Source organism: Geodermatophilus aquaeductus, assembly GCF_900182545.1.
GTDB classification, from domain to species: Bacteria; Actinomycetota; Actinomycetes; order Mycobacteriales; family Geodermatophilaceae; genus Geodermatophilus; species Geodermatophilus aquaeductus.
Window position 1 is genome coordinate 17,138 of record NZ_FXTJ01000004.1, and the last position, 12,673, is coordinate 29,810.

The window sequence follows — 12,673 nt, forward strand, 5'->3', positions numbered from 1 at the left end:
CACGATCGCTGCACCGGTACAGGGTGAGTGACCCATCGGACGCGGCGGAGCAGGAGGCAGACCGGGTTGCGGACCAGGTGGTGGGAACCGTTCGGCCGGCGTCACCGCCCGCGTCCTGGCGCTCACCGCCCGGATCAACGGTCTCCCGGAAGGGACTCGAAGGCGGGTCGTGCGACTCCGCCCCCGGCGCGGTGGTCGAGGACGACGAGGACCAGGCGGGCGCTGGGACCGGCGTGGGTGACGTGACGCCGGTCCTACAAGCAAAGGGGGACGGCGCAGATCGGTTGGACGCCACTGCGTCGGTACCCCTGCCGGTGGGGGACGGGGGTGCGGCGCTGGAGGACCCTGCTCGGGCGTTCTTCGAAGCTCGCTTCGGCCACGACTTCGGGCGCGTACGGGTACATGCCGGCGACGAGGTCTCCCGCTCGGCGGCCTCCCTGGGAGCCGCGGCCTTCACGGTCGGCGGCCACATCTACTTCGGGCCCGGCAGGTATGCACCCGACACGGACGCCGGCCGAAGGCTGTTGGCGCATGAACTGACGCATGTCGTGCAGCAGGGCGCCGCACCACCGGCGAGGGCGCACGCCGTAGGGGACGCGGTCGTCCAACGCCCTTCGCCGGCGCAGGTCCAGCGCTACTCGCTGAAGGGCTTCCCGCCGGCCGAGGAGACGGCGATGAAGGCGGCAGTCCCCAGGGCCATCGCCAAGGTCAGATCATGCTCCGGCATCAGCTGGTGGGGCCGGCGCAGCATCCCCCTCGCGATCAATGACATGCGATTCGACTACGTGCCCCAGTTGGGTCTGTGCGGTTGGACCTTCCCTGGGGCCTGGTACATCGAGATCGGCAAGCAGGCATTCGACCCGGCCACCTGCTGTGAGCTGGCGTCCACGATCGCGCACGAGGCGTCACACACTCAGCTGTACACCGAGGGCCGAGCGCGTCGGCTTGAGTGCACGTGCTTCGGCTGTAGTTGCTGAGCCGGTCGGCTGCGACGGGAGTCGGGGAACGATCAGGCGGGTCGACCGCGAGGATCGCTCCTGTGACGACGCGGCCTCCGCCCGAGTCGCACAGCAGGCCTCGCGGCACCGGAAGAGCGCGACACGGGGCACCCATCTCAGCGATCAGACGTGCTCGTTAGAGGAGTTGGAGAGAGCGGGACGGCCACGAACCTGGTGGATGTTCAGTACGAAGTCTTCAGACCCCGGACCAGCCAGCAGCTGCCAGGACAGATGCCGCGCGAGTCGCCCCAGGCGCACGCCGAGAAGTCGACGTGCTTCCGTCGGGCCTTCGCTGTCGGCGGCGCTGTCCTGAGCCAGCAGGTTGACCGGAACAGTGCCGATCTGCACAACATGACCTCGATCCGCGTGCAAGGCGGTGGTGAGCCGTTCGATGAACTGCAGCCCGTTCATCCGCCCTCGGGGAAGGGTGACCACAGTGTCGAGTAGCGGCGTCCATTCCACTAGGCCGCCGGCGGCCGACCGGTAGGCCCGAGGCACGAGATCGACTCGAGCGCCCACCACGACGACGCTGAACTTCCCAGCATTGCCCGCTCGTTCGTGAGCCTGCACCACGCGGCCCAGCACTGCCCCAGCTGTCTCACCTTCCGCGTATTCGATCCTGATCGACCCTGAACGAGGGATTGACATCGAGCCTGGTCCTGGACCTAAGCCAGCGGGATCGATGTACGGCGGCTCCTCATAGGTGATGGCTCGCTGGAAGCGCTCTTCCAGCACGAGAGCTGCGGCTGCCAGCGGCCGCGGCCCGGTGACCGACAACTCAACGCGCCCCTTCGATACCGAGGACATCAGGGCCAGGTCCGCGATTTGCTCTGACCGTCGCGTGTGCTACTCACTGTGGTGGCACCGATCGTCATCGTCAGAGTGTGGTTCTTGTACTGGACGTCGCCGCTTGGCCGGACCACACGCATCGACTGTGGGAACGAGGCGGTACACGGTGCTCGGCCCTGAGCCCGGTAATACGTGACGGCCGGCGAGAACCACCCGACGAAGTCGTTGCCCCACCGGTTGTGGGAGTCCACCCCCCAGGTACCGCCAGTGACACCTGTGAAGGGGGCAAAGGTCGATCCCGGGAAGTGGCACGTATCGGAACCCCCGCCCGGGTCAGCCTCGGTGACCGAGCACCCTTGGAATGACCGCGTCGTGGGAGTCAGCCGCTGTCGCCACTGGTGAACGGTTGCCATGTTTCCTGCCCCCCATCCCCTCGACGTCGTCGTCTCGCTTACGGGAAGCCCGTGGTTGCCGGGAGCGGCGACGTGCAGCGCTGCCCAGGTCGACGCGTCGCAGACTCCGGTGCCGAGGAGGGGAGGGACTCGGCTCGTTTGGAAGTTCCTCACTTCAGTCTGTGTCAGCGGGCCGAAACGGCCATTCACGGGTAGAGCGGAGCCGGTTGCGTTGAGGGCTTCCTGCAATTCGGGCACTGGGCACCCGACGTCTCCCTTGCTCGTGGTTGGCTGACGTTGAATGACATAGCGGGCGCCGCCGACCCAGCTCTGCTGCACGACATGGGCAAGTTCATGCCCTAAAAAGCGTCGGCCTTCAGCGGTGCTCTGTGGACGTGCACCGGCGCCGAGCACCACATCGTTTCCCACGGTGTAGGCAAGCGCACCGACGGATGCCGCTGATGTCGCTGCCTGCGGTCCGTGGTGGACGCGGACCTGACCGAAGTCGAAGTCGAACCTCGATTCGAAGAAGGCCCGATCGGCCGAGGAGAGGGGCGCCCCCTGTCCCATCGACGGCATAGAGCCGCTCACATGTGGGCTGCTGGTCCGGCCGATGGACTGGGTCGCCGGGGCTGCGATACCGGGTGAACCAAGCGGCACAGCCTCGTTGCCAGTGGTCGCCTGGTCGCCACCGTCCTCCAGCTCCAGTTCTCCGCTTGCCGGCGCGATGCCTTCATCTAAGTCCCGGGTGAGCGATTCCTCGATGCCGGGCGCTGCTGACTGACGTTGGCCGGCGCCGGCACAGCCACATCTGCTGCCGACGTCCTCGCCGTGAGCCTGGCCGACGGCGGCGGAGTCCGGCATCATCGCGACCACCGCTGCGATTCGATCAGCCTCCAACTCCTCGGGATCCCCGGGAGAGCTCACGGTGAGCTGTCCGGCGAATCCCGGTATTCGCTGCGTCTGGCGGTGAGAGTCCGGCGGTCGGGAGCCCTGCAGATCGCGTCGGACTCGCTGTGGCGCGTATTGCCTGCACATCCTCGTTCACGTCCTCATCTCTCGGTGGCGGCACCCTCTGGTGTTGGAAGACCTTCGCAACCCCGACGACCTGCGTTCTCGATCTCTCCGATCAAGTAGGTGAGTCTGCTCGGGACCAGCCCGTACCAGCAGAGACCGCATCGCCACCTATCACTACTCATGGGACAAGCCCTCGCCGTCTTGTTCAACGTTTCCCTCGCCCGAAACCCGGAAGGTGGAGTGAACGGCGAAGTCGACTCCACTGTCGGCCAAGAACTGCTGAGGGATGAGCAGCGTCCAGTCGCCCGTGAGTTTCTTCACTTCGAACTTCTCGGAGAAGCCTCCAGGATTCTGCCAGGTCCCGAGCGCCGCCAGGGCTGCGTTTGTGCTGCGCTGGGCAAGCGCAGGAAGGGAACCGAAGAACGAGACCTGGAAACCGTGCCTCCCCCTCTGCCACTTGTCGTTCTCCATGTAGGGGAATGAGTATCTGTCGGTGACGGTGTAGACCTTCCCGCCACTTCCATCTCCGGTGATCTCCAAGTCGAAGGTCCCCAGAGAGTTGCGCATGTCGGGAATCCCCCAGGCATAGGCTCGTTTGACCTCTTTGTACCTGCCCGGTCTCTTGTAGGCGCTTGCGATCTTCATCGCCCACTCGCGAGGCATGTCGAGCGCGTAAGGAGCACCTCGGCCGCTCATGTAGTGACGTAGCAGGTCCGCTGAGACGTCGTAGTTCAGATCTTCATAGCCGAACCAAGCGACTGCCCCGTTGACGAGGTCGGCCAGGCCGATGCCTGCCCAGCTGAGCCATCGCCACACGGCTCCCGGTGACGCCCCGGTGTCGCCCCGTTCGCCCTCGGTCTCACCGAACAGTGTCCAACGAGGCGAGTCACCGGCGTCCTCGGCTTGCCGGGACAGGTGGGCCTGCGATGAACCCCCGCCGTCCGCACTGGACACGCCGATTGGGAGGCCAGCGGTACGCGGAGGGGTTCTGGCCAGGGCATCCCCGGCAAGGCGGCGAGACCGGCCGGCATCCATCCCGTCTCGGCCCGACGTGCGCGAGAAATCCTCGGCAGCCGTGTTTGCGCCGAGCGCATCCGTGGCCGGCCGATCTGCCTCCAGGTCAGCGACATCGGACGGTGACGAGATCACCGAGTCCGTATGGGGCGTCGCGACATGCTGCTGCAGTGTGTGGACGAGCTCGTGGGCCAGGAGCCGGCCACCGGATCGGGTGTGTGGGCTGTACTCGTGGCGACCCATCACGATGTGCTGGCCGAGTGTGAAGGCACGAGCATCGATGGCGCGAGCGGACTCGGCAGCCTCCGCATCCGTGTGGACTCGGATCCGACTGAAGTCGTGACCGAGCGTCCGTCCCATCTGCTCCCTGACGGGGGCCTCCAGTGGCTGACCGGGGCTCTGCAGCACGCGCGCCACGATCGGCGGCGCCGCAGCTGGGCGAGCGGGGTGGCGGGCCCACCGTTGGATGGTCCCCCCGTCGTCGTGGTCGCAGGTGCCTGGGGGGCACTGCACGCCGCCGCAGCGTTGGATGTGCGGCCGTACGGACATCGGCCGGACGGGCGCGGTGGCCACTTGAGCCGATACGACAGATGGTCGCGCGGATGCCGTCACAGTCTGATCGCCTTCGTGAACCCACCGAGGTCGGTGAGCGGCCGGATGCTGGCGTCATCGGTGACGACGCCGTCCAGCTGCTGGTCGGCGGCCGTCCGTGCCTGGACGGCGGCGACGAGGTCGGTCGTCGGGATCAGCTCCAGCTCGACGCCCGCTTGCTGGAGCCCGTCGCGGGCGATGGCTGCCGCCTCGGCGTACCGCTCGTCGACGACCACCACGAGCCGACGGCCGTTGCCGTTGCCGTTGCGGAAGCCGAGAGCCGCAGCCCGCTCAGCGGCTCCCAGGTCCGGCTCCCGGCCGTGGAGCACACGGACACCTGCCGTGAGCCGGGCACGCATCTCGTCCCTGGGCAGGCTGAGGTCGATGGCGTCCCGGACGGTCTTCCGCCGCAGGAGCCCAGCTCGGGTTGGCACGACCACCAGGTCGGTCACCTCCGTCACCAGCCAGAACCACAGGGTGAAGTCCGCACCGTGCACGTGGTCGACGGTGGGCAGCTCGAGATCCGTGCGGTTGGCGCTGCCGGGCCGTCCGAGAGCCAGCCCGTTGACCACCCGGCGGTCACCGTCGGCGGAGTCGGCGACGGCCCGCCCGGTGAGGGTGAGGTGGCAGAGCACCCGGTCGCCACGGTCGAGCTCGGACATCTTGCCGAGCAGCCTCGGCAGGAAGTGGGCGCTCCCGTCGGTGGGTGTCCACGTGATCGCCGGGTCGTCGCCCACCTGGCCGAGCGCGACGTTCCCGGCGAGCGTGAGGGGTGTCGTGCCGATGACATCCGCGTCCCCGTCCGGGAACCACAAGTTCCGGTCCGAGTCTGAGAACGGGTAGGGCAGGTCGGCGGTGACCGTGAGGACCGGCTTGCCGTTGACCGTCGCCGGGAGCGGGCTGCCGTCGAGGACCACGCCGACGCCGAGGGTCAGGGTCTCGCCGGTGATCATCCCGTCGTTCAGCAGCGGCTGCGGGGGCTCCCCGAGGGTCACCACGTCCGTCACTCGCAGCCCGGGCCAGTCGTCCCGGCCCCGCTCGAGGCTGGCGGTGAAGGCCACCGTCGTGGGCTGCTCGACGGGCGCGTCGTCGGGCAGGAGCTCGGCGACGAGCGGTTGGACCTGCTCATCCGCCCCCAGCCGCCACCAGCAGGGAGCCACTCCGTCGGCGCCGGTCGTGAGGTCCACCGTCGTCGTCGCTGTGCCCAGGTCGGCGGTCTCCGCGGCGACTGCGCCGGAGGCGACCGTGAACCGCACCTCTGCGCCGGCCACGGGCCCACAGTCGGTGCGGACCAGCACCTCCGCGGGCAGCGGCAGGTCGCTGCCCGGCGCGCCGGACTGTCCGTTCCCGCCGACGACGGCGACCGACCGGGCGGTCACCAGCTGGTCGAGCGCGCCCTGCACGGTCGTCACATCGGTCAAGCCGCCACAGTCCCCGGCTTCGAACCAGACTCGGTCGGCGAGGCTCAGGCTGGCCGAGAAGCGGATCGGGCTGCCATGGGCCTTGCCGTCGGAGCCGACCAGGCTGGCGGTCACGCGCTGGCTCGGCCTCGCCGGATCGCCGACGGGGCGCCAGTAGCAGCTCGCCACGCCATCCGAATCCGTGGTGGCCGTGATCGCCCACGCCGTGGAGTCGGGCAGCTGCTCGGCCTCCTCGGCCAGGCGGCCATCGGCGTCTGCGGCCTCGAAGCGGACTGCCACCCCCGCCACGGGACGTGCCCCATCGGTCACCGACACCTCGAGCGGCTGCGGCAACGGCTGACCCGGCAGGGTCTCCTGCCCGTCGCCACCGGCGTACTCCATGTCCAGGAGGCCGCCGAGCGGCGGGAACAGGTTCCGGCAGTCGGCGCAGCGCGTCCACCTGCCGTCGACGCGATCCAGCAGCGCGAGCGGGGCGTAGTGGTGCTCGATCCCGACCGGGGGCCGGAAGAGCGGCTCTCCATCGTCGCGTGGCCACTCCACGTCGCCGGCGAGGGCGGGGTCCACCACCTCTCCGGTGAGGTTCGCCGACCGGGCCGGGATGAGCCAGTAGTCACCGGTGCGGAAGGAGCCCGCCTCGAACTGCACCTGGACGCCGTCCTCCAGGTCGGTCCACTGACCCGGATCTGTCGGCACCACCAACGTCACCGCGCCGTCGGAGTCCCACCGGCGTACCACAGGATCCGCGCCGAGGCTGTCCAGCGTGGGGGCCCCCTCGTCCCAGCCGCGCACGGTCAGCTTGGTCCCGGTGGCTTCTTCCAGCTGCACGAGGAGGCCCGGTTCGCCGCGTCGGGTGTGATCGGAGCTGATGGCCTCGACCCAGTCGTTCTTGGCGAAGCCGAGGTCCGTGTCCCGCCCCGGCGCCGCGATGATCAACGTGGGTCCCTGGATGTCGACCAGTCGGGCGGTGACCGACCCGTTCTCCCGCGACCAGACGAACGTCACGGCGCTGGACTCGTCGTCCGCCGCGGGGGAGTCGTAGGCCTTCTCGGCAGGGACGTCAGCCGGGGCGTCGGCAGCGTCCTCCACGTCCGGGGACGGGTAGCCGTAGTGGTCGTCGGTGAGAGCGCCGCCCTCCTGCCGCAGGGGAGGCGAGCCGTCGCGGATCTCCACCCGGTAGAGCTGGTTCTCCAGCCGGCGGTAGCCCGCGGTCGCCGGGACGACGCACGGCCCCTCGTCCGTCTGCGGCGCCTGTGCTCGAGCCCGCAGCTGCCCGGGCTCCCCGGTCCCCTCGGGGGGTGTCCACTCCTCATCGGGTGCCGGGCACGTCTCGCGGTCCTCCCTGCACAGACGCACCTGCCAGATCGTCCTGCTGCGGGTCGCCGTGTCCGGACCTCCGAGAGCCACCTCGCGGAGCTCGGGCCGCTCGAGGGCCGTCACGTGCTCGGCCCACACGTCGAGGTAGGCGACGTAGCGGCCGGCGTCGTCCGGAAGCTTCACACGGGGCAGATCCGGTTGGGCAACGAGCGGCACGTCCGCGTCGTTCTCGCACAGGATGCCGTCGACGTAGTACCGGCCCGCCGAGATCCTCAGGTCGGCTCCGGCGCACCCCGTCGTGACGTCCCCGGTCGAGCAGACGATCTCCATCCCCGCGCACCCGATCGGGGCGCCGTGCCGACCGATCGTGTCCCGGGTCGTCGTCCGGTCCAGGTGATCCTGGATCTCGGCCTGCTCGTTCCAGTCAGCGTCCAGCTGGACCCGCCCCTGCTGCATCAGGACGCTGCGGTAGTGGTTCCGCTCGCGGAACGTCCGCCGGGTGAAGTCGCCCTTCATCACTGCACCTCACGTTCTGAAGAAGAGCCCGGCTTCGAGCCCGAAGCGCAGGTAGGTGTCCAGCTGCGAGGTCAGGTTCGCCTTCCGTCGGTGCTGTCCGAGGAACCCGAACGCGCCCATCTCGCCCTCGTCCTCGGCGCCGGTCAGGATCTCGGGTGGGCAGTCGGCCGCCAACTGACCCAACGCGGGGTCCGCCGGCTGCACGGAGGTGAAGGTCGGCGCGATCCTCGAGGCGCCCGCCAGGTCCACGGGCTGGCACCGGTACCGGCGCGGTGACCGCGACTCCAGTGGCAGGTAGGAGAAGCGCAGGCAGCCCTGCTGGCGGACCTGGACGTCGACCAGGCCCCGCAGGATCGAGTCGCTGCCCGCGAGGCTCCGGGCGCGCGTGCGGCCCAGGATCGTGCAGGCCTGCACCTCCACGTGCGCCGAGGCCGCATCGACGGCGGGTGCGTCGAGCTCGCAGTCGGCGTGCACGATGCAGTCGGTCAGCCCCAGCCCCGGAACCCCCGTCAGCCGGACCTGGGCGCAGATCGTCCGCAGCAGGCGCACGGTCAGCCGAGGGTCGTCGGTGGCGTCGACCACGCCGCCGTCCGGCCCGTACTCCCGCTGGGCAGCGAGGAAGGTGCAGTTGGTGACGACGAGGCTGCCGAGGTTCCCCCGAGCGACGGTCAGCCCGCCCTCCACCGAGAAGCCGCTGAGCACGAACCCGCACGGGGACTCCTCGTCGCTGCCCGTGCCGGTGACGTGGATGCTGCCGATCAGGTGCGGCCACACCCGGCTTGCCACGAAGCTGCCGGGTCGACGGGCGCGCATCCCCGGCACGTCGGGGCTCTCGCGCTCCGGCCAGTAGGCGGCCACGAGGAGCAGCCGGTCACCGGCCTCCACCTCGATGCTGACGTCCTCGGTGTACGTGGCGCTGTCGGTCACCGCGATGATGCCGACCTGGCCGCCGGCCCGGCGTGGGCGGGCGTTCCACAGCCGCACTGCGTCCCCGATGGTGCGGACGATCCGACCGGGGACCGGCTCGAGGTCACGGCCGACGCCGACCTGCCAGCCTCCCTCGTGCTGCCAGGTCGCCTGGTCCGGCCACGGCCGCCCGGCGACGGTCAGGCCGTCAGCGAGGGTCGCCCGGCGCTCGTACGGTCCGGCGCCGAGGTCGCCCGGGAAGCCGTAGGCGTAGTCGACCAGCACCCGGCGCGGGGGAACGCCCGGCGGAAGGGTGAGGCGGCCGAGCACGGGGTCCACCGCGACGGTGCCCCCCGCGGCCGGCCGGCTCCAGGTGCTCAGGTCCGCGCAGATCAGCGAGCGCGGATCGACCGGTCGCCCGTCCACCTGGACCCGGAGGGCGGGTGTCGGCTCGGCGAAGAAGACCGGCGTCGCGTCCGGGTCCGTCCGCAGTGCCGTCAGCTCGTCGTGCAGGGCGCGTCGCCGGAGCTGCCCGGGCACGTCGACCTCCTCGGCGAGATGGGTCAGCGCCGGCTCGGTCCTGGGCCGGTTGAACAGCGGCACGTCCCGCCCGGCCGGGTCGAAGGTCCACTGCCCGAGGTCCTGGTCGACCGCCCGCGCGTCGGCGCCGGCGACGGCGTAGGCGCCAAGACGCCAGAGGTGGAGACCGACGTGCGGGATGCCGTGCCTGCCGCGTCCGGTGTCGATGTGCCGGACGTCGACCGTGTGCGCGGTCCGGTCGAACGGCGTGCCGATGAGCTCCAGCGGTGCGGAGTCGCGCAGATCCGGCGTCCGCACGTTCGCCGGCCGGATGTGGTCGAGGTGCTGCGTCGTGCCGAGCAGTTGGAAGTACTCGACCACGCGCGCGGGCCACCCGGTCGCGTCCCGGGCCACCTGCTCGAGCACCGCCGGGGTGCCCTTGCGCCGTCGGTAGGCGAGCGTGTTGGCGACCAGCGCACGCCGGCTGAGACCCCCGCCGACGACGGAGCTCAGTCCCTGCACGCCCAGCAGGTCGGCGATGTAGGGCACCACCCACTCGTCGCAGGTCTCGATGAACCAGTCGTCGTACATCCCGTCGACGTCGTCGACGAGCCGGCGCCACTCCTCCTCCACGATGCCGAGCAGCGCCTCCAGCGGTCCGCCCCGCTCGGTGTCCCGGATGCGGTGGATCGCCGGCAGCAGGTCGTACACGGGGGATCCGCCGGTCATGGTGACATCTCCTCCAGCTCGATCTCGGCCGCGTCGAGGAGCAGCAGCTGAGCCGGGCAGACCCGGTCCCGCGCGCCGGGACACGGGTAGAAGTGGGCGTCACGGGCGAGGAGCACCTCGTGGACGGTGGGCGCCTCGTGCGCCAGGTGCAGCGCGGTCAGGACGACGGCGACGACTCCTGGCACGGACTGGATCGACGTCACCACCTCCGCGGCGCTGACGGGCTGCCCGAACGAGCGCCGGTCGGCTCCGAAGGCCGCGCGCACGGCGGCCTCTACCGCAGCCTCGACGTCGGACCGGACCCGCGCCGGGTCGGTGAGCAGCGCCGCGGCCACCCGGAACGGCTGCAAGTCCACGCTGTCGATCCGCAGCCGGTCCGCGTCACCCCCGAAGCCCGTGATCGCGTCGCGCAGGTTGCCGACCGTCGTCGCGTCGACCGCCGATCCGTCGGCGGTTGCCACGGTCAGGTGCACGAGGAGGCTGGTCCGCACCCGCAGCGCCACCGCCCGCGCCTTCCCGATGCCGATGAAGGCACGCGCGAAGTCCTCGTGGTCCCGCACCGAGACGACCCGGTCGAGGGTCAGCACGGTGAGCGGCGCGTTGGCCCGGGCGTCGTCCAGGCCCTCCGGGGCCAACCCGCCGGCGGCCGGCAGCGGGTTGGTCACCGAGGCGATGCCCAGCGGGCGCTGCGGCAGCAGCGTCAGGGCGTCCGCCGCCACGTCGCCGTCCGGACCGATGCCGCTGCGGTACCGCGCGCGGACGTTCTCCTGGCCGGTCGGCAGCCGGGAACCTCGGACCCCGTCGCCGAAGAGGACGGTGGCCCGGGACTCGTCGTCGATGCGGACCACGTACACCTGGTCGTGGGGGCCGGCGAGGAACAGCGACGGCACCTCCGCCCACAGCACCCCGTCGACCCGGACCTCCAGCGTGCTGGCCACCCCGTTGGTCGTCGCCGCCGAGACGTGGGTCAGGTCGGGCTTGCGCAGCACGAAGGTCTGGTAGGTGGCCGTGCCGTCGCCGCTGCCCAGCACCTCGTCCTCCACCGTCTCCCCGTGGGTCGCGGGGACGACGTTGCCCAGGATGCGGACCGACTCCCGACGCAGCTCCGGCAGCGCCGGGGCGAACGTCGTCTCCACCCCCGGGCCTTCACTGACGGTCGCCCGACGGACGACGGGGAGATCGGCCTTCGTCGTGCCTCTCACGAGCACCGTGGCCCGCTCGATGAGTGGCGGCTGCCCGTCGACTTCCACGGCCTTACCCGCCGGGACCAGCTCCGGCAGGGGCTCTTCGGCGAGCCCGAGCGGTTCCGTCTGGGTGTGCACGACGGCCTGCCGTCGGTCGAAGGCGGCCAGGCCGTCCACCCGGTCCAACTCGACCCGTGTCGTCCGGGCCGTGATGCCGAAGTCCGCCCCCGCTGCAAGCTCGGCATCCTCGACCGTGTACACCGCCGGGGCCTGGCCGGGCTGGGTGAGCACCAGCCAGGAGCCCGGAGCCACGGCTGGATAGGCGGCGTCCAGGTCGATCACGGCGGGCTCGTTCGCGCCAGGGAGACCGAACCTCGGCCAGGTGACGAAGTCGCCCTGCCTGCCGGGAAGGGCGTAGCGCCGACGGATGATCGTGGGCATGCTGCGCCAGTCGGCGGCGTTCTGGCCGAAGATCGAGGCTCGTAGCCGGAAGGCATGCACCACGGTCGTGGCCTGGCCGGCCGGGGCTTCGTCGAGGGGCTCGTCCCAGGAGACGAGGGTCGTCGACGGCTGGTCCGGACGAGCCGAGGGCTGTGGGTCGACCGCCCGCAGGACCCGGAACTCGCGGCACCTGTCGGCTACCGGAGCATCGGCCACCTCCCGGACGACGAGGACGGCGTCACCGGGTCGAAGGCCGGTCGTCACGCCGGCGAGGTACAGGCTCTTCTGTCCGGCGCGGACCCCCTGTGGTTGCCGCAGAGGCAGCCCCACCTCGTTCAGCTCGACCAGCGCGGGCAGCGCCCCGGAGGTCTCGAACGTCTGTGACCGCTGGCCCTGCCCGGGGACGCTGAGCACCTTGGTGCGCTCGGGCACGACCGCGCTGGTCGGGGCGCCCGGCGCGGCGTCGACGGTGAACACGAGGTCCGTCGTCGCCGCGACGCCCGGGCGCAGCTCGTAGCCGATGGCCCGGGCGAGCTCGAGCACCGAGCGGCGCTCGGTCGCCGTACGGAGGAACCCCTCGTTGACGATGCGTTCCTGGTAGAAGGTGACCACGTCCGCGACCGTGGCCCAGGCGTCCAGCAGCGCCACCGACGGGTCCTCCGGGTCGCGCGTGGTCAACGTCGGCAGGACGGTCGCGAGCCGCGCCAGCATGCGTCGCAGCACCGTCACCTGGGTGCCGCTGCGGTAGGCCAGCGCCGAGAGCCCCGAGCGGTTGGTGAGCGCACTGTCGACCGGGGCCGCGCCGCAGCAACCGCAGTCGTCGGAGGTCGTTCCGCTCATGG

Annotated in this window: 7 protein-coding genes; 1 reads left to right on the forward strand and 6 read right to left on the reverse strand. The window is 70.7% G+C overall.

Features of this window, described 5'->3' with window-relative positions; translation table 11 throughout:
* The first annotated feature begins 191 nt into the window (after positions 1 to 191).
* Positions 192 to 977 carry an eCIS core domain-containing protein gene (locus FN207_RS11410; protein ID WP_221888153.1) on the forward strand — a complete coding sequence of 262 codons (786 nt, stop codon included), beginning with the start codon at positions 192 to 194 and terminating at the stop codon, positions 975 to 977.
* A 144-nt stretch (positions 978 to 1,121) separates the two neighbouring features.
* On the opposite strand, the gene FN207_RS11415 is transcribed toward FN207_RS11410, so the two are convergent.
* The 6 genes from FN207_RS11415 to FN207_RS11440 form a co-directional block, all read right to left on the reverse strand.
* Positions 1,122 to 1,805, reverse strand: a complete 684-nt coding sequence (locus tag FN207_RS11415; RefSeq protein ID WP_142458642.1) for a hypothetical protein — start codon at positions 1,803 to 1,805, stop codon at positions 1,122 to 1,124.
* A complete protein-coding gene (locus FN207_RS11420; RefSeq protein WP_246066028.1) occupies positions 1,805 to 3,046 on the reverse strand; it encodes an eCIS core domain-containing protein in 1,242 nt (413 codons plus the stop codon). The genes FN207_RS11415 and FN207_RS11420 overlap by 1 nt, the downstream gene beginning before the upstream one ends.
* Positions 3,047 to 3,370: 324 nt before the next feature.
* Positions 3,371 to 4,618, reverse strand: a complete 1,248-nt coding sequence (locus FN207_RS11425; RefSeq protein ID WP_185938299.1) for an eCIS core domain-containing protein — start codon at positions 4,616 to 4,618, stop codon at positions 3,371 to 3,373.
* Positions 4,619 to 4,818: 200 nt separating this feature from the next.
* Positions 4,819 to 8,052 (reverse strand): DUF6519 domain-containing protein, encoded by a 3,234-nt coding sequence (locus FN207_RS11430; RefSeq protein WP_142458645.1) that lies wholly within the window; start codon positions 8,050 to 8,052, stop codon positions 4,819 to 4,821.
* 9 nt (positions 8,053 to 8,061) lie between these two features.
* Positions 8,062 to 10,206: a phage tail protein gene (locus FN207_RS11435; protein WP_142458646.1), complete on the reverse strand. Its 2,145-nt coding sequence runs from the start codon at positions 10,204 to 10,206 to the stop codon at positions 8,062 to 8,064.
* A complete protein-coding gene (locus tag FN207_RS11440; protein WP_142458647.1) occupies positions 10,203 to 12,671 on the reverse strand; it encodes a putative baseplate assembly protein in 2,469 nt (822 codons plus the stop codon). Before FN207_RS11440 ends, FN207_RS11435 begins: the two co-directional genes overlap by 4 nt.
* Positions 12,672 to 12,673: the final 2 nt, after the last annotated feature.

Bases quoted from the DNA above. Each gene is read 5' to 3' on its own strand.
- FN207_RS11415 (WP_142458642.1), bottom strand. From the start codon at position 1,805: ATGTCCTCGGTATCGAAGGGGCGCGTTGAGTTGTCGGTCACCGGGCCG.
- FN207_RS11420 (WP_246066028.1), bottom strand. From the start codon at position 3,046: ATGATGCCGGACTCCGCCGCCGTCGGCCAGGCTCACGGCGAGGACGTC.
- FN207_RS11430 (WP_142458645.1), bottom strand. From the start codon at position 8,052: ATGAAGGGCGACTTCACCCGGCGGACGTTCCGCGAGCGGAACCACTAC.
- FN207_RS11435 (WP_142458646.1), bottom strand. From the start codon at position 10,206: ATGACCGGCGGATCCCCCGTGTACGACCTGCTGCCGGCGATCCACCGC.
- FN207_RS11440 (WP_142458647.1), bottom strand. From the start codon at position 12,671: ATGAGCGGAACGACCTCCGACGACTGCGGTTGCTGCGGCGCGGCCCCG.